Here is an 18,695-nt window from a genome sequence, read left to right as displayed (position 1 = left end):
TCAGGCCGGGTAGCGGTGGCGGCGACCGCCGACCGAGCACGAGGGGGTACCGCGATGGGCGGCATTGGCGACGCCATGGACAAGGCCAAGGACATGGCCAAGCAGCACCCGGACAAGGTGTCGGAGGGGACCGGCAAGGCGGCCGAGTTCGCCAAGAAGAAGACCGGCGGCAAGCACGACGAGCAGATCGACGCCGCCTCCAAGCAGGCGCGCGAGCGGATGGACGCCGACCGGCAGCGGCCCGACCAGGCCGGCTGAGCGGCCCTGCGCCCGACCCGCCACCGAATCCGTCCCGGGGTCCCCGGCGGCGCACCGCGCCGCCGGGGACCCCTCCGCATGCCCGGGACGGTGTGTCGGGCCCGCGCGGGCGGCCGGTGTCGGAGCGGACCCGTACCCTGGCCCGACCGGCCCCACGACCGGAGGGCCAGAAGGGGAGCCATGACCACGCCCACGCACCCGGAACTGCTCGCCGAGCTGCTGGAGCGCGAGCACGCCGGCTGGCGCGCGCTGTCCGCCGGCACCGGCGCCTACTACTACGACGCCGAACTCACCGACGACGCCGTCATGGTGCTGCCCTTCGGCGTCGGCGTGCTGGAGCGCGCCGAGAGCATCGCGGCCATGGCCGCCGCGCCGCCCTGGTCGGCCTACGCCATCGAGCGGGCACGGGCGCTGCCGCTCGGCCCCGACGGCGGGCTGCTGGTCTACGCGGTCGCCGCCGAGCGCAAGGGGCAGCCGCCGTACAGCGCCGAGATCACCAGCGGCTACCGGCGCACCGCCGACGGCTGGCGGCTCGCCTTCCACCAGCAGACCCCCGCCGGCCCGCCCGCCTGAGCCCGCCCCCGGCGGCCCGACCAGGGCGGTAGTGCTAGCACGACCCCGCCCCGACGTGGTCGCCGGATGTCGGCGCCCCGGCCGGCCGCCCTAGATTGGTCAAGGTCGGCAGCGGGTCGGCGGAGAGGGCGTGGTGGCGGTGGCGGTGGCGAAGACGCCGGGACGGACCGGGCCGGCGGCCCGGCTGCGCGACCAGCTGGTCGCCGTCGTCCACGTGATGACCGGCCTCGCGCTCTTCCCGCTCTACCTGGTGCCGGTGCTGCTGTTCGTCATCGGCCTCGCGCTGGTACCGGTCTTCCTGGTCGGGGTGCCGGTGCTGCTGCTGGGCTGCCTGGGGGCGCTGGCCGTCGGCTGGGTGCAGACCCACCGGATCAGCGCGGTGCTTTCGGTGGAGCTGCCGCCGGTGCGGCCCTGGTGGGCGGTGCGCTCCGGCGAGCGGCTGACCCTGTGGCAGCGGGTCGGCTTCAACGGGGTGGCGCTGCGCGCCGTCGGCTACGCGGCGGCGGCCTGCTTCTGGGGGCTGCTCGCCGCCGCCGTGCTCTACGTGCTGCTCGCCGTCTCCGTGACGCTGCTCGCCTCGCCGGTGTGGCTGCTGCTGCTCGACCTCGACCGGCCCGGGCTCGACCTGGGCGCGCCCCGGGCGGTGCTGATCGCCGCCGGGCTGCTGACCGGCGGCGCGGTGCTGGTGTTCACCGGCTGGATCGCCACCCAGCTCACCACCGTGGACGTGGTTCTCGTCCGCCGCCTGCTGCTGGACGGCCAGGTCAAGCACCTGCGCCAGCGCGTGCGCCGGCTCAGCGCCAGCCGGCAGCGGATGGTGGACGCGGCCGAGGCCGAGCGCCGCCGGATCGAGCGCGACCTGCACGACGGCACCCAGCAGCGGCTGCTCGCCCTCACCATGACCCTCACCCGGGCCCGCTCCTGGATGAACCGCGACCTCGACCACGCCAGGCAGCTGCTGGAGGAGGCGCACAACGAGGCCAAGGAGGCGATGACCGAGCTGCACGACATCACCCACGGCCTGCACCCCACCATCCTCACCGACCACGGCCTGGAGAGCGCGCTGCCGGTGCTGGCCGGGCGCTGCCCGGTCCCGGTCAACCTCGTCATCGAGCTGAAGTCGCGCCCCTCGGCGCGCACCGAGGGCGTCGCCTACTACGTCGCCTCCGAGGTGCTGACCAATGTGGCCAAGCACGCCGAGGCCGGCCGGGTCGACCTGCGCGTCGAACGGCAGGGCGAGCTGCTGTGGATGGTCGTCGCCGACGACGGCAGGGGCGGCGCCAGCCCCGAGCGCGGCACCGGCCTGCGGGGCCTGGCCGACCGGGTGCAGGCCGTCGACGGCAGTATCACCGTGGACAGTCCGGAGGGCGGACCCACCGTCGTCTCCGTCGAACTGCCATGGGAGGCGTGACGCGGATGCGCGTGGTGATCGCGGAGGACTCGGTGCTGCTGCGGACCGGCCTGGTCCGGCTGCTGCAGGACGAGGGCATCGAGGTGGCGGGCGAGGCGGGCGACGGCGAGGAGCTGGTGGCCGCCGCGCGGGAGCACCGGCCGGACCTGTGCCTGGTGGACGTGCGGATGCCGCCGGGCTTCTCCGAGGAGGGCATGCGGGCCGCGCTGGAGATCCGCCGCACGCTGCCCGAGGTGGCCGTGGTCATGTTCTCGCAGCACGTCGTCAGCCGCTACGCGGCCGAGCTGCTCGGCAGCGGCGCGGGGAAGATCGGCTACCTGCTCAAGGACCGGGTGGTGGACGTGGACCAGTTCGTGGAGACCCTGCACCGGGTGGCCGGCGGCGGCACCGCCATCGACCCCGAGGTGGTGGCGCAGCTGCTGACCAGGAACCGCAATGACGACAAGCTGGGCCAGCTCAGCCCGCGCGAGCTGGAAGTGCTCTCGCTGATGGCCCAGGGCCTGAACAACTCCGGCATCGCCGCCCGGCTGGTCGTCACCGAGCGCGCCGTCGAGAAGCACATCCGCGGCATCTTCATCAAACTCGACCTGGGCCAGGACGACTTCGAGCACCGCCGCGTGCTCGCCGTCCTGGAGTACCTGAAGAACCACAGTTGACCGGCGCCGCCCTCCGGGGGCGAGCCGGACGGCCCGCTCGGGCCGCCCCGAGGAAGGCATGAGGCATGGACCCCTACGACACACCGACCGTCCCCAGCGCGGCGCACCGGCCCCCACCGCCCGGCCGGGGGCTGTGGCTGGCCGCGGGCTCGCTGGTGCTGCTGGCGGTCGTCGCCGGGATCGGGCTGGGCTCGCTCCAGCTGATCGACCTCTTCAGCCCGCCCGAGGAGACCAGCGAGACGATCGACGCCGGGGTCGAGCGGATCGTGGTCGACGTCGGCTCCGACGACGTGCGGATCACCGGCTCCGACCGCACCGACATCACCGTCTCGCAGGCCAGGCGCGGTGTCTTCGCCGAGCACGACAACCAGGTGCGGCGCGAGGGCGACACCCTCACCGTCACCGGCGCGTGCTCCTCCTGGTTCGTCGCCTCGTGCTCGACCGTATTCGAATTGGACGTGCCGCACGGGGTCTCGGTGGAGCTGACCGGCGGCTCGGGCAATATCGGCACCGAGGACGTGCACGGGGCGCTCGACCTCGAACTCGGCTCCGGCGACATCGAGGCCGTCGGCACCATCGGCGATGTCGTCGCCACGGTGACCAGCGGGAACGTCGAGGTGCGCGAGTCGGAGTCGCCGAACGTCGAGGCGACGGCCACCTCCGGGGACGTCACCGTCGAGACCCTGGCGGACGCCGAGGCCATCAGCGCCGCGTCGACCTCCGGGAACGTCACCGTGGACGCCGGCGGCGCCGTGGGCTCGCTGACCGCCAACGCCGAGAGCGGCGATGTCACCATCGAGACCGCCGCCGACGCGCAGACGATCGACGCCGCGACGACCAGCGGGAACGTCACCCTGGGCATCGGCGCCGCATTCGGCTCGCTCACCGCGGACGCCGAGAGCGGCGACGTGCAGGTGACCGTTCCCACGGGCGGCGGCCCCTACGCCGTCGACGCCGACACCTCGAGCGGCGACATCGACGCGCAGGTCCCGCAGGACCCCGAGGGCCCGCCGGTGCGGCTGCGCGCCGGCAGCGGCAACGTCAGCATCGACACGGACTGACCCGCGGACCGAGGGGAGGCGGCGGCGATGGCGACGGCACCGGCGGCGGAGCCCGGCCCGGAGGATGAGGCGGAGCCGCTGGTGAGCCGGCGCGGGCGGCGGGTCTGGATCGCCGCCGGAGCCGTGCTGACGACCGCGCTGCTGGCGGCCTCGGCGCCGGGGCTGCTGACCGAGGCGCTGAGCGCCGCGCTGCCGCCGGTGCGCCTGTCCGGCGCTTACAGCGGCGTCGAGCGGGTGGTGCTGGGGCACAGCGAGGGCGACTACCGGGTGGTCGGCGTGCCCGGCGACCAGGTGCTGGTGGAGCGGCTGCGCAGCGAGGTGTTCGGCCGCGCGGTGGACGAGCCGGTCCAGGACGGCGGCAGCCTCGAACTGGGCGGCGGCTGCCTGGGGGTCGACGACTGCCGCACCGACTTCGTGGTGCGGGTGCCCTACGGCACCGAGGTCGAGGCCGCCGCCACCCACTCCGACATCCGGATCGAGGACGTGCGGGGCGCCGTCGACCTGCTGACCGGCGGGGAGGTCGCGGTGGCGGGCGGGGTGGGCGCGCTGCGCACCACCACCCAGGACGACGTGGTGCTCGACGGGGTGCGCGCCGACGACATCGATGTGCGGATCGTCGGCAGCGGCGACCTCAGCGTGCGCGCGACCGCGCCCGCGCTGCGCGGCTTCGTCCGCGGCGGCGAGGTGAGCCTGCACGGCTCAGGGCTGGAGGAGGTGGATGTGGAGACGCGTGGCGGCGATGTGGCCGTGGGTTTCGCCGAGCGGCCGCGCGATCTGCGCGTGTCGACCTTCGGCGGCTCGGTCGCGGCCGAACTGCCAGGCGGCGCGCCCTACCGGCTGGATGTGGAGACCGGCTCGGGCGACCGCGTCATCGAGGTGGACCGGGCGGAGCGCGGCCCGCTGGTGTGGCTGCGCACCGGCGGCGGCGACGCGGTGGTGAGAGAGGTCCGCACGACCGGCGCGAGCGCCGGCGGCCCTCAGAACCGCAGCGGCATCACCAGGTAGCGGTAGTCGGGCGGCGCGCCGCCGTCGCCGGGGCGGTCGCTGATGACGGTCGGCTTGGTGGGCCCGGTGAAGGAGAAGCGGGCGTGCGAGGTGCCGACGGCGCCGACGCCGTCCAGCAGGTACTGCGGGTTGAAGCCCAGCTGGATGGGCTCGCCGTCGAGCTTGGCCTCGACCGCCTCGAAGGCCTCGGCCTCCTCGCCCGAGCCCGCCTCCAGCACCAGCTCGCCCTCGTTGAAGGCGAGCCGCAGCGCGGTGTTGCGCTCGGCCACCAGCGCCACCCGCTTGGCGGCGGCCAGCAGCGGCGCCACCTCGACCTCGGCGGTGCCGGTGAACTCGGTGGGGAACTTGGACCGGAAGTTGATGAACTCGCGGTCCAGCAGCCTGCTGGTGGTGCGGCGGCCGCCGCCCTCCAGACCGATCATGCCGTCGCCGCCGTCGCCCGCGCCGGACAGCGCCACCGACACGGACCGGCCGGCCAGCGCCTTGGCGGTGTCGGCGAGGGTGCGGGCGTGCACCAGGGCGACGGCCGAGAGGTCGTCGCGCTCGGGCTTCCACCACAGCTCGCGCACTGCCAGCCGGAAGCGGTTGGTGGCGGCGAGAGTGATGGTGGAGCCGTCGAGCTCCATCCGGACCCCGGTCAGCATCGGCAGGGTGTCGTCGCGGCTGGCCGCCACCGCCACCTGGTTCACCGCGGCGGCGAAGGCGTCGCCCGGGACGGTGCCCGCGGGGGCGGGCATCGGCGGCAGGCTGGGGTAGTCCTCGACCGGCAGGGTGAGCAGGGTGAAGCGGCTGCTGCCGCAGCGCAGCACCACTCGGGCGCCGTCCAGGAAGACCTCGACGGGCTGGTCGGGCAGGCTGCGGGTGATCTCGCTGAGCAGCCGCCCGGAGACCAGCACCGTGCCGGATTCCGCCGCGGTGATGTCGACGCTCACCCGCGCGGACACCTCGTAGTCGAAGCTCGACAGGGTCAGCTGGTCCCCGACCTCCAGCAGGATGCCGGCCAGAACCGGCACGGCGGGGCGTGAGGGCAGCGAGCGCGCCGTCCACGCCACCGCGTCGGCGAGCGCGTCGCGCTCGATCGTGAACCTCACGGCGATCAGCCTCCCAAGCTCAGCGCGGCACCCGGGCGGGCCCTTCCCAGCCCCTGTGCCGCCTGCGCGGAACGGTACCCGGGGCCACTGACACCGGGCCTATGCGGCGCTGGGCGGAGGCGTTGTGCACGGTATCGGCGAGCGGTGGGCACGACCCGGCAGACCGGATACTGTGCGGCACAGGCGCGCGGACGCGCGGCGCGCGATCCGGCCTGGTGGGCCCGGACGCGGCAGTGTGTGCCGAAAACGCAACACAGGAGGCCGATGTGTCGACCCGACCACTGGACGCCGCCGTCGCGGCGGGCGACGACCCGGCCCGCCACGCCAGGGTGCTCGCCGAGGTCAGGCAGGCCGTGCTGACCGGCGACCGCCCGCCCGCGCGGCCGCGGCCGGTGATCGAGGCGTCGTGGCGGCGGCTGCTGGCCAAGGGGGTGGACCCCGAGCGCGGCCGGCAGATCCGGCCGCTGAGCACCGAGGAGGTCGAGCGGCGAAGACGCTCCACCCGGCTGGCCGACGCCCTGCCCACCCTGCGGGCCGGGCTGCTGCGGGTGGCCGACGACGCCGAGCACCTGATGGTGGTCGCCGACGCCGAGGGCTGGCTGCTGTGGCGCGAGGGCAACACCGCGGTCAAGCTGCTCTCCGACGCGGTGGGCGTCGCCGAGGGCGCGCTGGTGCACGAGGACGCCATCGGCACCAACGGCATCGGCACGCCGCTGATCACCCGCCGGCCGCTCCAGGTGTACTCCGCCGAGCACTACGTGCGCCTGCACCACAACCTCACCTGCTCGGGCGCGCCGATCCACGACCCCCGCACCGGCGGGCTGCTGGGCGTGGTCAACCTCAGCGCGCGGGCCCGCACCGTGCACCCCAGCTCCCTCGCGCTGGTCGACGCGGTCAGCAGGCTGGCCGAGGCGGCCCTGCGCCAGGACCACCGGATGGAGCTGGAGCGGCTGCGCGCGGTCGCCGCCCCGCTGCTGGTGCGGGTGGCCGGTACCGCGCTGGCGGTCGACCGCGACGGCTGGGTGGCGGCGAGCACGACCGCCGACGCCCCGGACCGGATCACCCTGCCCGCGTCGCCGGACGCGGCCGAGGCGTGGCTGCCGAAGATGGGCGTCTGCCGCTTCGAGCCGCTGCCCGGCGGCTGGCTGGTGCGGGTGGCCGGCGAGGAGGCGGGGCGGCCCACCCGGGTGGTGCTGGACCTCTCCGGCGCGCGCCCCGACACCGTCGAAGTGCTCGGCACGGGCGGGAGCTGGGCCTATGAGCTGAGTCCGCGGCATGCCCAGATCCTCGGCGTGCTGGCCAGGAACCCGGAGGGGCGCAGTGCCGCGCAGCTCGCCGAGGACCTGTTCGGCGACTCCGCCCGCACGGTGACGGTGCGCGCGGAGATGTCGCGGCTGCGGCGGCGGCTGGCCGGGGTGCTCGACCGGCAGCCCTACCGCTTCGCGGAGCGGGTGGAGGTCGAGCTGCGGCTTCCCGGTGCTCGAACCGGTCCGCAACCCTCCTCCACCGCGCCCGCGATCGTCGCCAAGCGGCCCTGACGCCTCTCCAACGTCCGGGCTGGGCTTGCCACCGGGAGGCGCGCAACCTGGGACGGGTACGTTGCGCGCCAGGCCCGGACAGCCTGCCCGGCCCCCTCCCGCCAGCGCTCGCCGGTCGACTCCGGCTATTGGACCGCGCGGCGGCCCCGGGACGCCAGAGTTGCAAGGGGTTGCAGATGCGCATTGCAGAGATCGTCGGCGCGCGGACGGGCCGGACCGTCGCCGCGGCGCGTGATCAGGCCCTTTCCTGCGGCGGGACGACAGCACCGTGCAGCAGCACGTCCAGCAGTTCCGCCCAGGTCGGCCGCTCGTCGGCGCCGGGGGCCTGGTGGGTCACGGCGAACGACAGGGACAGCAGGAGGATGATGTTCGCGGTCTTCTCCAGCGAGAGCCGCAAGGCCGCGCGGTCCGGTTCGAGCAGGTCGGCGATGCCGCGCTCGACCGGGTCCTCCGACGCCTCCCAGGCGCCGGTTTGCCGCATGCGCTGCCCTGCGCGTTTCAGTCCTTCGTGGCCGGTGCCGTGCAGCGAGCCGATCATGGCGATCATCAGGTCGTGGTGGGACCGCAGCACCTCGGCGGCCTGGGTGAGCCGGTCGGCCAGCGGCTGCTCCAGGGAGATGGAACCGAGCTCGCGCGCCTGGTGGGCGGGGTCGAGGACCTCGGCGCAGCAGGCGTCCAGTACGTGGTCCACGTCTGGGAAGACCGCTGACAGGTCCGCCTCGCCGATACCGGCCGCGTGGGCGATCTGACCGGTGGTGACGGCGGCGCCGTGCTCGGCGACGAGGGGGAGCGCCGCCGCGAGGATCGCCGCGCGCAGCCCCTCGGGGTCCATGTCCGCCGCAGGGGGCCGGGGGGTGGAGTCGTCCATGCCCGACGATACGGAGGGCGTCCGCGTCCGGTCAACGGCCGGTCCGGACCGGCGGCCCCGTCGAGCGGCCTCCGGGCGGCAGGGTGTTCAGACCGCCAGTTCCTTCCAGTGCACGACGCGGCGGTCCAGGCGGGCGGTCTCGGCGGCGAAGGCCATCCGGTGGCTGTCCAGGGCGGCTTCGAGGGAGTTCTCCTCGGCCTCGCCGAGGGTGCCCGCGGCCACGGCGGCGACGAAGTTCTCCATCAGGGCGTCGTCGCCGCCGGAGTGGCCGCGGTGGTCCTCGCCGCCGTCGTGCTCGGGGGCGGCGCGCAGCCGCAGCACCCGGTGGCCGAGCGGTCCGGCGGTGTCCTCGCCCACCAGCCGCGCCCACGGGGGTATCCGCGGGGGCGGGGCGCCGGGGGAGAACAGCTCCAGGGTGATCTCGCCGGTCTCCATCCGGCCGGAGACCTCGCCGCGGGTGCCGGTGATCTGCACGGTGCGGGTGTTGGCGCCGGTGAAGGCCGAGGTGGTCAGGGTGGCGGTCAGGCCGTCGGCGAACTCCAGCACGGTCTGCTGGTGGTCGGCCACGTCGTTGTCGCAGGCGTAGACGCAGCGCCCGTACGGGCCGGTGCGCAGGCCCTCAAGCCGCCCCTCGGGCGAGGTGTCGGGGCCGACCAGCGCCACCGGCCAGCCGTGCACGTCCGCCAGGGCGTCGGCGTAGTAGCGCGGCGCGTAGAAGGGGCAGTCGGCGGCGGCCGGGCAGCCGTCCAGGCAGCGGGCGGGCGCGCCGGGCGGCGCGTTCTCGGGGCGGAAGTGGACGAGTGAGCCGCTGCTGGCCACCGTGATGGGCGGGGCGCCGGCGAACCAGCGGATCAGGTCGAGGTCGTGGCAGGTCTTGGCCAGCACCATCGGGCTGGAGGTGTCGGCGCGGCGCCAGTTGCCGCGCACGTAGGAGTGCGCGAAGTGCCAGAAGCCGATGTTCTCCTCCAGCCGGATGGTGGCCTGCCTGCCGATCGCGCCCGCGCCGACGAGCGCGCGCAGGCTGCGCCAGAACGGGGTGAAGCGCAGCACGTGGCCGACGGCCACCCGGGCGCCCAGCCGGCGGCCCTCGGCGGAGATCCGGTCGAGCTCGCCCGGTGAGGTGGCGACCGGTTTCTCCAGCAGCACCGGCAGTCTGAGAGCGGCCGCCGCCAGCGCGGGTTCGACGTGCTCGCGGTCGGGCAGCGCCACGACGACCGCGTCCAGGTCCAGCCGCGCGGCCGCGGCCAGCAGCGGTCGCCAGTCGCCGAAGCGCGCGTCGGGGGCGACGCCGGCCCGGTCCGCGAAGGGCTCCCTGCGGTGCGCCAGCGGATCGGCCACCGCCACCACGCGGGCGCGCCCGGGGTGGCGCAGCACCCACGAGCCGTACGCCTCCGCGCCGCGCCCCCCGGCGCCCAGCACCGCGATCCGAACGGGTTCCGTCACGTCGTCCGCCTCCTCAGCCCTTCTCCGCGCCGACGGTGAGGCCGGAGATGAGCATCCGCTGGGCCAGGAAGAAGCCGGCCACGATCGGGACGGTGATCGCGATCGAGCCGGCCATCAGCACCGTGGCCGGCACCGAGAACTCGGTGAGCTGGGCGATGCCCAGGGCCACCGTCCACCGCTCGCGGTCCTGCACCAGGAACAGCAGCGCGAACAGGTACTCGTTCCAGGCGATCATGAACACGTACAGCCCGGTCGCCACGATCCCCGGCATCGCCATCGGCAGCACCACCCGCACGATCAGCTGCATCCGGTTGCAGCCGTCGATCATCGCCGCCTCCTCCACGCTGGCCGGCACCGCGATGAAGTAGTTGCGCAGCATGTACAGCGCGACCGGCACGGTCTGCGCCAGGTAGATCAGCACCAGCCCGAACAGGGACCCGGTCAGGCCGATCCGGCTCATCAGCACGAACAGCGGCACCGCGAGCACGATCCCCGGCAGCAGGTAGACGCCGAGGAACATGCCGTTGACGGTCTCGCGGCCGAAGAAGCGCAGCCGCACCGCCGCGTAGGCGCCCAGCACGCTGAAGGCGATGGCCAGCGCCGTGGTGCCCAGCGCCACCCACAGGGAGTTGCGCATGAAGCGGCCCAGCCCGAAGCCGCCGTCCTCCTCGGCGCCCAGCGCCGTCGGGTAGGCGCTGAAGTCGAAGGCGTCGGGGATGACGTCCAGCGGGTCGGCGATCACGTTCGACAGCGGCTGCACCGACAGCAGCACCCCGTACAGCAGCGGCCCGGCCGACACCAGCACGGTCGCCGCGATCACCAGCACCCGCAGCACCGCCAGGCCGCGCCGCTCGATCACGTCGCCGACGGACGGGCGCAGCCGCGCGGGCGCCGGGCGCGCCGCCCCGGGGGCCCGCTCGCGTGTCGTGGTCACGCCGACTGCTCCTTCCTGGCCATCCGCACGTACAGCACCAGCAGCACCGACAGCAGCACCGTCATCACCAGGCCGAGCGCCGACGCCGTGCCGATGTTGGCCCGGGTGATCAGCTCCTCGTACACCCGCACCGCCAGCACCTCGGTGCCGCCGGCACCGCCGGTGAGCAGGTAGATGTCGTTGAAGCTCTGGAAGGACCACAGGAAGCGCAGCACGATCAGCAGCGCCACCACCCCGCGCAGCTGCGGCAGCACGATGTACCAGAAGCGCTGCAGCGCCGACGCGCCGTCGATGGACGCCGCCTCCTCCAGGTCGCCGGGCACGGCCTGGAGCCGCGCCGTGACGAACAGGAAGGCCAGCGGGAAGGTCTTCCAGATCTCGAAGGCGATCACCGTGGTCAGCGCCAGCGGTACCGTCACCCCGCCGATCTCGTGGCCGGCCGAGCTGAGGAAGGCCAGCGGCGCCTCCCAGCCGAGCACCTGGCGGCCGAAGGCGTTCACCACGCCGTACTGGGTGTCCAGCGAGGTGCGCCAGATGGTGGCCGCGGCCACCACCGGCAGCACGTAGGGCACCAGCACCAGGCCGCGGACCAGGCCCCGGCCCGGGAACGGCCGCCGCAGCGCCAGCGCGACGGCGACCCCCGCCACGATCGCGCCCAGCGTGGTGGCGGTCGCGTAGACCACCGTGGTGCGCAGCGCGGTCCAGAAGCCGGCGCTGGACAGCACGGTGGCGAAGTTGTCGAAGGTCACCTCCAGGTCGGCCGGGGTGATCCGGGGGATGTCGATCAGCCGCAGGTCCTGGAAGGCCAGCACCACCACCGCCAGGAACGGCAGCAGCACCACGAGCCCGACCACGACCACGGTCGGGCTGACCAGCAGCCGGCCCTGGATGTCCTCCTGCCGTGCCCGGCCGCCCGGCCGGGCCCCGCGCGGGGCCCGGCCGGGTGCCGGCGGAGTGGACAGCGCCGTCAACTGATGTCCTGCTGCACGTTGCGCGCCTCCTCGGCGATCTGCGCCGCGTACTCGGCGGGGTCGGTGCCGCCGTACAGCTCGTTGACGTTGGTCGAGATGACGTTCTGCGAGGCGACGGAGCCGGCCAGCGCCGCGCCCTGCCCGCCGAAGCCCCAGCGGGTGAAGCCGTTGGCGCCGTCGATGAGGATCTGCACCGTCTCCTCGCCGTACACGTCGGCGATGGACTCCTCGTTGTCGGGGTCGGCGCCGAAGGGCAGCTCGGCCCAGGCGTCCACGAACTCGGTCGGGTTCTCCTGGGTGCCGGTGCGCACCGGCACCCGGCCCTCGGTGGCGATGGCCAGCGACTCCACGTAGCCCTCGCCCATCAGGAACTCGATGAACTGAGCCGCCTCCTCGGTCCGCGCCCCGCGCGGCACACCGAGGTTGAGGGTGACGCCGTACTCCACCGGGGTGGCGTTGTCCGGACCCGACAGCAGCGACACGATGCCGGAGTTCTCGGCCAGGAAGCGCGGGTTCTCCTCGCACTCGGCGCAGGTGACGGGGTTGTTGGGGTCCAGGCCCGCCATCTCGTCCAGGAAGTGCGCGGAGAAGATCACCATCGCGGCGTCGCCGGACAGGTACGCGGCCCGCGCGCTCTCCACGTTGAACTCGCCCTGGCCCGACGCCGACGCCAGCTCGTTGAACAGCCGCAGCCCTTCGACGCAGTTGGGGGAGTCCAGCGCCACCTGGTCGCCGTCGAGGAGCTGGCAGCCGTTGGTGAGCAGCAGCGCCTCCATGGTCTCGGTGGTGAAGGGGTCGGCGGGCTGGGTGCCCATCGCGATGCCGGCGCGGCCGCCGGTGTTCAGCTCCGCGGCCGCCGCGGCCACCTCGTCCAGGGAGGTCGGCGGCTCGATCCCGGCCTCGTCGAAGAGGTCCTCCCGGTACATCAGCAGGTGGCCCCAGCCGTCGCTGGGCACCGCGGCCAGCTCGCCGTCGACGGTGACCATCTGCAGGGCCCGCTCGGTGAAGGTGTCGGCGCCCAGCGCCTCGACCACCTGGCCGGGCACCTCGGTGTCCAGCAGCCCCTGCTGCATCCACGCGGCGGTCTGCTGCGGGCCGTGCAGGACGACGTCGGGCACGTCGCCGGAGGCGGCGCCGGTGACGAAGGACTGGTTCATGTCGTCGGTGAGCAGCGGCACGACCTGCACGGGGATGCCGGTCTCCTCGGTGAAGCGCTGCGCCGTCGCCTCCTGGGCCTGGACCCGCTCGGGGGTGTTGTGCGGCGTCCAGAAGACCAGCGGGGCGTCCTCGTCCTCGCCCGACCCGCCGCCGCAGCCGGCCAGCAGCAGCGCGGCGGTTCCGGCGAGGGCGAGCGCGGCCGCGCCGCGGCGGGGCCGCCGGCGCGCGTTGTCTCGGTGCGGCGCCCGGGAGGCCGGGGGCAGGTGGGGGAAGGGCATGGCTACCTCCGTCGGAGTCGCGGTCGGGTCGGGTGCGGCGCGCCACGGGACGCGGGGCACGGGCGGGTCAGGGCTCGGGGACGGGCAGCTTCCTCCCCTCCAGGGCGTACAGGGCGATCAGCACACTAGCGGCGGTCAGGCCGAGCGGCGCCACGGCGGCGGGCTCGCCGCGTGCGGTGACCTTCTCGGGCAGCGCGCCGAGCCGGGTGACGCGCTCGCGCAGCCAGTCCAGCAGCCGCTCGGCGAGCGCGCGGTCGCCGAGCGTGGCGGCGGTCATCGCGAACAGCGACTGCTGGGGCGTCCACCCGGTCTCGGCGTCGGTCCACTCCTCGCCGGGCCGCACGCCGCCGTTGGGCAGGGTGAGCGCCGCCAGGGTGGCCCGCCACGCGGCCTCGGCGGCGTCGGTGCGCGGTGCGAAGGGCGGCAACAGGAAGGCGACGGAGGCGTCGCGCCCGCCGCCGCTCACCCGGCGCGGGTAGCCGGCCGGCGCGAAGTGGGTGTCGATGGCGGCGGACAGCCGGCGCGCGGTCGCGTCGGCCGCCGCGGCGAGTTCGGCCGCCTCGGCCCCGGCGGCCTCGCGGAGCAGCTCGCGGCCGGTGCGCAGCCCGAGCAGCAGCGGGGCGGCCGAGCCCAGCGTCGCCTCGTCGATGTCGGTCTCCCAGTAGTCCTGGGAGGCGCGCGGCACCCCGGTGGCGTCCACGGCCGCGACGGCGGCGCGCACCGCTGCGGCGACCATGGGCAGCAGGCCGCCGGGGAGGCCGGGCGCATCGGGCTCGCGGGCCAGCGCCCAGGCCGCCCACAGGGTCCAGCCGATCCCGTCCAGCTGCACGCCGCGGTCGTCGGGCACCCCGCCCGAGCCGTCGGGCAGGTATCTGGCCTGCCAGGTGCCGTCGGCCTCCTGCCGGTCGGCGACGTAGCGCAGCGCGCGCAGCGCGTCCGCGCGCCGGCCCGCCAGCACGAGCGCCACGGCGATGAAGCCGGCGTCGCGCGGCCACACGTAGCGCCAGTAGGGGCTGCCCGCCGCCACCACGGCGCCGTTGGGGCACAGCAGCACGCCGATGTCGGTGAGCGCGGTGGCCGCCATGGCGTGGAAGCGGGTGCCCGCGCCCGGCACGCGGGCCGCGGCCAGGGCGGCGCGGGCCGCCGCCACCTCGGCGCCGGAGGGCACCGCCGCGCCGGGCAGCGTCCCCGACGCCGGGTCCAGGTAGCCGGTGCCCTCGATCCGGCGCAGCGAGGAGCCGGGCGGCATCACCACGGGGAAGCCGTCGGCTCCGACGACCACGCCGTCGGAGTACAGCCGCGTCTCCGGCCAGCGGATGGCCGCTGCGGTGCCCAGCGCCTCCTCGGCGCCGCCGGTCACCGCTCGCCCTCGGGGCGGGGCGCGGTGGGGCTGCGGGTGACGGTGGTGAAGTCGTAGCGGTCGCCGCGGTACACCGAGCGGCCGGACTCCACCCGGCGGTCGTACTGGTCGTAGCTGGTCTGCTCGACGAAGAGCGCCGCGCTGCGCGGGTGGACGTGCAGCAGCTCGGCGTGCTCGGGGTCGACGTTCACCGCGCGGATGCGGCGATCGTGCCGGACGATGCGCACGTCGAACTCGCGGGCCAGCAGGCCGTACAGCGAGCCCTCCAGGTCGTGGTCGAGCAGCCCGGCGCACACCGACGCGGGCAGCCTGACCCGCTCCACGCAGATCGGCACGCCGTCGGCCAGCCGGACCCGGCTCAGCTGGTACACCTCGTCGCCGGGCTCGATGGCCAGTTCGAGCGCGAGGTCGGTGTCGGCCGGGCGGGCGGTGGTGTCGATCAGCCGGGTGCCGGGCAGGTAGCCGCGCGCCCGGACGTCCTGGGAGAAGGACGACAGGATCGGTGCCTTGGACAGGTGGGGGGCGGCCACGAAGGTGCCCACGCCGGGCACCGTGCGGACGAGGCCGTCGTCTTCGAGCAGTTTGAGCGCGCCGCGGATCGTCATCCGCGAGACACCGAAGCGCTCAGCCAGGTTCCGTTCGGCCGGGAGCACGTCGGCCGGCTGGAGGGAGGACAGTAGCTGCTCCTCCAGCAGGCGCCGTACCCGGTGCGGTTTGATCGACGGCCGTGCCACCTCGTTCGCCGTCCCTCCGACGTCGTGGATGCCCATGCGCCCCCGCCTGCCGGCGCGGTGCGGCAGCAGGCGGCGGTGCCTGCGACCGGCCCGGCCGCCGGGCGTCCGGACCGCGGCGCGGCGGGCGGACCAGCGGACCGGAAAGCCGATCATCACTGCGTGAGCTGCGGAACCGTCCGCTTGCGTCCGGCATGTCCCCAGCGAATGGGGAGACCGTAACCCAGAACCTCCCCGTCTGGCTAGACCTGTGGTCTATTTAGATCTACCATCAGCGCGTGCTCGGAATCAGTGTGGGATCCCGCCAGGCCGCGCCGCGTACCGTCCTGGCCGTCGATGCCGGTAAGAGCAACGTCCGCGCCGCCGTGTTCGTCTCGGCCGAACCGGACGGACCGGAGCCCGAACCCGCCACCGGCGCGCTCCCCGTGCAGGCGGTCCAGGCCGCCCGGTCCGTGCGGGGGGTCACCCTGGCCGGCGGGCCGCCGAACCTGGTCGCGCCGGGCGGCGTGGCCGAGGTCTGGGCGGTGCTGGAGGAGGCGTGGCGGGGGCTGGCCGCCGACGTCACCCGGGTCGACGCGGTCGCCGTCGGCCTCACCGGCGTGCGCGGCCCGAGCCCGCAGGCGGCCGAACTGGCGCGGCTGCTGCGCGCGGCCACCGGCGCGGCCCACGCCATCGTCTGCTGCGACGTGCTCACCGGCTACCTCGGCGCCCTGGGCGCCCGCCCGGGCGCCGTGGTCGCGGCGGGCACCGGCGCGGTGGCGCTCGGCGTCCCCGACGACGGCCCCTACGCCTTCGTCGACGGCTGGGGCTACCTGCTCGGCGACGGCGCCAGCTCCTACACGCTCGGCCGCCGGGGCCTGACCGCCGCGCTCCGCGACGCCGACGGACGGGGCCCTGCCACCGCGCTGGCGGCCCGGCTCGCCGAGCACTACGGCGGCCCCGAGGACGCCGTGCGAGCCGTCTACGGCAGCGCCAACCCGCCGCGCGACATCGCCGCCTTCGCCACCGACGTGCTCGGCGCGGCCGAGGCCGGCGACGAGGTGGCGGCGGCCCTGGTGCACCGCACCGTCACCGAGCTGGCCGAACTCGCCGCCGCCGCGCTGCGGCGCGAGCGCGGCGCGGGCCCGGTGCCGGTGTCCTGGCACGGAAGCCTGTTCCTCGCCGACGAACTCGTCCTGCGGCCCTTCCTGGCCGAGCTGGCCGAGCGGGTGCCCGACGCCGTGCCCGTCCCGCCCGCGGGCGACGGGCTGGACGGCGCCCGCACCCTGGCGGCACCGCCCCCCGCCGCCGCGCCGCTGCTCGACCGGCTGCTCGACCACCGTCCCGACGACCCCCACGGAGACCGCTGATGCCCGATACGAGTGACGCCGACCAGGCCGCCGCCGCGCCCGCCCTGGCGGACGGCAACGCCGCCCACGCCTACTTCGCGGCCGTGCGCGAACTGCTCGACCGGGCCGAGGAGGCCGAGGCCGGCGCGATCGAGGCCGGCGCCCGCGCCGTGGCCGCCTCGATCGCCGCCGGCGGCATGCTGCACCTCTTCGGCAGCGGCCACTCCCAGCTGGCCGCCACCGAGCCCACCGCCCGGGCCGGCGGCCTGGCGCCGGTGAACGTGATCGCCGACCCGGCCCTGTCGCCGCTCACCCCCGAGCGGGTCTCGGTCACCGAGCGGCTGCACGGCTACGCCGGCGCCACCCTCGCCCTGGCCGACCTGCGCGCCGGCGAGGTGCTGATCGTCGTCTCCAACTCCGGCATCAACCCGGTACCCGTGGAGATCGCCCTGGGTGCGCGCGAGCGCGGGCTCACCGTCATCGCGGTGACCAGCCTGGCCCACTCCACCGCCACCGCCTCCCGGCACCGCGACGGCCACCGCCTGTTCGAGGTGGCCGACATCGTCATCGACACCCACTCCCCGGCGGGCGACACCACCGTCAGCGCGGGCGGCGTGGCCACCGGCGCGGTCTCCACCATCCTGTCCTGCGCCGTCATCCACGCGCTGACCAGCCGGGTGGTGCAGCTGCTCGCCGAGACGGAAGCCGAGGTGCCCGTGCTCGTCAGCCAGAACCTGGACCGGGTCGACGACCACAACGACCGGCTGCTCAGCCGCTACCGGGGCCGGATGAACGGCGCCGCGCGCTGAGGCGCCGCGGCCGGGGCGTGCCGGCCGCGGCGCCGCCCCCGTGGCGGGCGGTGCTCAGCGGGGCAGCGCCTCGGGCTCGCCCCGGCCGCAGCTCGCGCACTCGGCCCGGCGCCGGACCGCGTAGGCCGCGGTGGCCGCGGCGAGCGCGAGACCGGAGGGGAACATCGCCCCGAGGGCGATCAGGTTGCTGCCGCCGACCTCCAGCGGGAAGTCCGCGCCCACCACCGCGAGGATCAGGCCGCGGCCCAGCGCCGCGAAGGCGATCGCGGCCACCGAGGCGGGCACCACCGCGAGCGAGACCGGCACCCGGCGCCCGGCCAGCCCGAGCATCCAGCGCGGGAAGCGCACACCCCAGTTGGACACCAGCCCGATCATCAGCACCGCCCCGCCCAGCGCCACTGTGCCGAGCCCGACGCCGACCGCGACGATCTGCCCCGAGGACTGGACATCGGCGAAGGACGCCTCCGGCATCCCGACCGCCATCCCGAACAGCCACGGGAAGCGCACCGCCGGGTACAGCAGGGCGCAGGCGACGGCCACCGCCACCGCGATCCGGCCGATGCGCAGGGCCTTCGCCCGCGTCGCCGCCTCCCGCTCCGGCGTCCAGCCGCTCGTCCGCCCGCAGTCGGCGCAGGCGCCGCGCCGCACCCGGCCGAGCCCGATCGCGGCCATCATCCACAGCAGCCCGCCGGCCAGGCAGTGCACCAGGAAGACGGTCTCCGGCTCGGCGATCTCCGTCAGGTACGCGGTGCCCAGACCGGGCTCGAACCACATCAGCACCAGCGTCACCGGGGTGTACCCCAGGACCGGCAGCAGCCCTCCGTGGAACAGGGCCAGCAGGACCGTCGCCGCCAGCAGCCAGGCCCCCACCTGCACGGCGAGCCCGCCCGGCCCGCCGCGCACCCGCAGCGCCGCCAGGCCGCAGCCGACGCCGAGCAGCCCGAGCACCGCGGTGAAGGCCGAGCCCACCAGCGGGTCGGCGGTGTTGAACACCGCGCCGTAGGAGGCGGACGCCGGATCGGTGAAGGGGGAGGGCAGCAGCCCGACCGCCCAGGTCACCGCCCATACGGCGGTGACGGCCGACCAGGCCAGGGCCAGCGGGGCGCTCCAGCGGGCCCACCACCCGCGCGGTGTCCGGTGGACGTGGGAGCCGGGCTCGGGCCCGCCGGCGGGCGCCCTCCCGAGGTCCGGCTCCGTCGCGGCCGTCTTCCCGTCCATCGTG

18 protein-coding genes are annotated in these 18,695 nt (G+C 75.2%); 9 read left to right on the top strand and 9 right to left on the bottom strand.

Features of this window, described 5'->3' with window-relative positions; all coding sequences use genetic code 11:
- Nucleotides 1-54: 54 nt before the first annotated feature.
- The 6 genes from CLV72_RS09725 (at nucleotide 55) to CLV72_RS09700 (ending at nucleotide 4,964) form a co-directional block, all read left to right on the top strand.
- Complete coding sequence (locus CLV72_RS09725; protein WP_106243288.1) at nucleotides 55-258, top strand: antitoxin; 204 nt, start codon at nucleotides 55-57, stop codon at nucleotides 256-258.
- Between the two features lie 180 nt (nucleotides 259-438).
- Nucleotides 439-831 (top strand): DUF4440 domain-containing protein, encoded by a 393-nt coding sequence (locus tag CLV72_RS09720; RefSeq protein WP_170140930.1) that lies wholly within the window; start codon nucleotides 439-441, stop codon nucleotides 829-831.
- 130 nt (nucleotides 832-961) lie between these two features.
- On the top strand, nucleotides 962-2,242 hold the full coding sequence (locus CLV72_RS09715) for a sensor histidine kinase (protein ID WP_245930039.1): 1,281 nt from the start codon (nucleotides 962-964) through the stop codon (nucleotides 2,240-2,242).
- 5 nt (nucleotides 2,243-2,247) lie between these two features.
- Entirely contained in the window at nucleotides 2,248-2,898 is a 651-nt protein-coding gene (locus tag CLV72_RS09710; protein WP_106243691.1) for a response regulator transcription factor, read from the top strand.
- 65 nt (nucleotides 2,899-2,963) lie between these two features.
- Nucleotides 2,964-3,959, top strand: a complete 996-nt coding sequence (locus CLV72_RS09705) for a DUF4097 family beta strand repeat-containing protein (protein ID WP_106243283.1) — start codon at nucleotides 2,964-2,966, stop codon at nucleotides 3,957-3,959.
- A 27-nt stretch (nucleotides 3,960-3,986) separates the two neighbouring features.
- The gene (locus CLV72_RS09700; protein WP_106243280.1) at nucleotides 3,987-4,964 is read left to right on the top strand and encodes a DUF4097 family beta strand repeat-containing protein; all 978 of its coding nucleotides are present in this window, start codon (nucleotides 3,987-3,989) and stop codon (nucleotides 4,962-4,964) included.
- On the opposite strand, the gene dnaN is transcribed toward CLV72_RS09700, so the two are convergent.
- The gene (gene dnaN / locus CLV72_RS09695; RefSeq protein WP_106243277.1) at nucleotides 4,937-6,055 is read right to left on the bottom strand and encodes a DNA polymerase III subunit beta; all 1,119 of its coding nucleotides are present in this window, start codon (nucleotides 6,053-6,055) and stop codon (nucleotides 4,937-4,939) included. The genes CLV72_RS09700 and dnaN overlap by 28 nt on opposite strands.
- 266 nt (nucleotides 6,056-6,321) lie before the next feature.
- Between dnaN and CLV72_RS09690 the strand changes: the two genes are divergently transcribed.
- Nucleotides 6,322-7,593, top strand: coding sequence for a GAF domain-containing protein (locus tag CLV72_RS09690; RefSeq protein WP_106243274.1), 1,272 nt, complete (start codon nucleotides 6,322-6,324; stop codon nucleotides 7,591-7,593).
- A 235-nt stretch (nucleotides 7,594-7,828) separates the two neighbouring features.
- Here the strand turns inward: CLV72_RS09690 and CLV72_RS09685 are convergent, their stop codons facing one another.
- From CLV72_RS09685 to CLV72_RS09655, 7 genes are all read right to left on the bottom strand, one after another.
- Nucleotides 7,829-8,461: a TetR family transcriptional regulator gene (locus tag CLV72_RS09685; protein ID WP_211302786.1), complete on the bottom strand. Its 633-nt coding sequence runs from the start codon at nucleotides 8,459-8,461 to the stop codon at nucleotides 7,829-7,831.
- 87 nt (nucleotides 8,462-8,548) lie between these two features.
- Nucleotides 8,549-9,904, bottom strand: a complete 1,356-nt coding sequence (locus CLV72_RS09680; protein WP_106243267.1) for a Gfo/Idh/MocA family protein — start codon at nucleotides 9,902-9,904, stop codon at nucleotides 8,549-8,551.
- A 13-nt stretch (nucleotides 9,905-9,917) separates the two neighbouring features.
- Nucleotides 9,918-10,838 (bottom strand): carbohydrate ABC transporter permease, encoded by a 921-nt coding sequence (locus CLV72_RS09675; protein WP_245930037.1) that lies wholly within the window; start codon nucleotides 10,836-10,838, stop codon nucleotides 9,918-9,920.
- Entirely contained in the window at nucleotides 10,835-11,809 is a 975-nt protein-coding gene (locus tag CLV72_RS09670; protein ID WP_106243264.1) for a carbohydrate ABC transporter permease, read from the bottom strand. Before CLV72_RS09670 ends, CLV72_RS09675 begins: the two co-directional genes overlap by 4 nt.
- Nucleotides 11,806-13,245 carry an ABC transporter substrate-binding protein gene (locus tag CLV72_RS09665; RefSeq protein WP_106243260.1) on the bottom strand — a complete coding sequence of 480 codons (1,440 nt, stop codon included), beginning with the start codon at nucleotides 13,243-13,245 and terminating at the stop codon, nucleotides 11,806-11,808. Before CLV72_RS09665 ends, CLV72_RS09670 begins: the two co-directional genes overlap by 4 nt.
- Before the next feature lie 67 nt (nucleotides 13,246-13,312).
- Nucleotides 13,313-14,605, bottom strand: a complete 1,293-nt coding sequence (locus tag CLV72_RS09660; RefSeq protein ID WP_106243257.1) for a hypothetical protein — start codon at nucleotides 14,603-14,605, stop codon at nucleotides 13,313-13,315.
- Nucleotides 14,602-15,375 (bottom strand): GntR family transcriptional regulator, encoded by a 774-nt coding sequence (locus CLV72_RS09655; RefSeq protein WP_170140929.1) that lies wholly within the window; start codon nucleotides 15,373-15,375, stop codon nucleotides 14,602-14,604. The genes CLV72_RS09660 and CLV72_RS09655 overlap by 4 nt, the downstream gene beginning before the upstream one ends.
- A 239-nt stretch (nucleotides 15,376-15,614) precedes the next feature.
- Here CLV72_RS09655 and CLV72_RS09650 point away from each other — a divergent pair, with 239 nt between their 5' ends.
- Both CLV72_RS09650 and CLV72_RS09645 read left to right on the top strand, forming a co-directional pair.
- A complete protein-coding gene (locus CLV72_RS09650; protein WP_170140928.1) occupies nucleotides 15,615-16,685 on the top strand; it encodes an N-acetylglucosamine kinase in 1,071 nt (356 codons plus the stop codon).
- The gene (locus tag CLV72_RS09645; protein ID WP_106243246.1) at nucleotides 16,685-17,473 is read left to right on the top strand and encodes a sugar isomerase domain-containing protein; all 789 of its coding nucleotides are present in this window, start codon (nucleotides 16,685-16,687) and stop codon (nucleotides 17,471-17,473) included. The genes CLV72_RS09650 and CLV72_RS09645 overlap by 1 nt, the downstream gene beginning before the upstream one ends.
- Nucleotides 17,474-17,527: 54 nt before the next feature.
- Here the strand turns inward: CLV72_RS09645 and CLV72_RS09640 are convergent, their stop codons facing one another.
- Entirely contained in the window at nucleotides 17,528-18,691 is a 1,164-nt protein-coding gene (locus tag CLV72_RS09640) for a hypothetical protein (protein ID WP_245930036.1), read from the bottom strand.
- Nucleotides 18,692-18,695: the final 4 nt, after the last annotated feature.

Origin of the sequence: Allonocardiopsis opalescens (assembly GCF_003002095.1) — a bacterium.
GTDB lineage: Bacteria > Actinomycetota > Actinomycetes > Streptosporangiales > Streptosporangiaceae > Allonocardiopsis > Allonocardiopsis opalescens.
This window is presented reverse-complemented; position numbering and strand designations above follow the sequence as displayed.

What these genes read in the sequence shown, in the direction of transcription:
- CLV72_RS09725 (WP_106243288.1), top strand. Translation starts at nt 55, where the DNA reads ATGGGCGGCATTGGCGACGCCATGGACAAGGCCAAGGACATGGCCAAG.
- CLV72_RS09720 (WP_170140930.1), top strand. Translation starts at nt 439, where the DNA reads ATGACCACGCCCACGCACCCGGAACTGCTCGCCGAGCTGCTGGAGCGC.
- CLV72_RS09710 (WP_106243691.1), top strand. Translation starts at nt 2,248, where the DNA reads ATGCGCGTGGTGATCGCGGAGGACTCGGTGCTGCTGCGGACCGGCCTG.
- CLV72_RS09705 (WP_106243283.1), top strand. Translation starts at nt 2,964, where the DNA reads ATGGACCCCTACGACACACCGACCGTCCCCAGCGCGGCGCACCGGCCC.
- CLV72_RS09700 (WP_106243280.1), top strand. Translation starts at nt 3,987, where the DNA reads ATGGCGACGGCACCGGCGGCGGAGCCCGGCCCGGAGGATGAGGCGGAG.
- CLV72_RS09685 (WP_211302786.1), bottom strand. Translation starts at nt 8,461, where the DNA reads ATGGACGACTCCACCCCCCGGCCCCCTGCGGCGGACATGGACCCCGAG.
- CLV72_RS09665 (WP_106243260.1), bottom strand. Translation starts at nt 13,245, where the DNA reads ATGCCCTTCCCCCACCTGCCCCCGGCCTCCCGGGCGCCGCACCGAGAC.
- CLV72_RS09655 (WP_170140929.1), bottom strand. Translation starts at nt 15,375, where the DNA reads ATGGGCATCCACGACGTCGGAGGGACGGCGAACGAGGTGGCACGGCCG.
- CLV72_RS09645 (WP_106243246.1), top strand. Translation starts at nt 16,685, where the DNA reads ATGCCCGATACGAGTGACGCCGACCAGGCCGCCGCCGCGCCCGCCCTG.
- CLV72_RS09640 (WP_245930036.1), bottom strand. Translation starts at nt 18,691, where the DNA reads ATGGACGGGAAGACGGCCGCGACGGAGCCGGACCTCGGGAGGGCGCCC.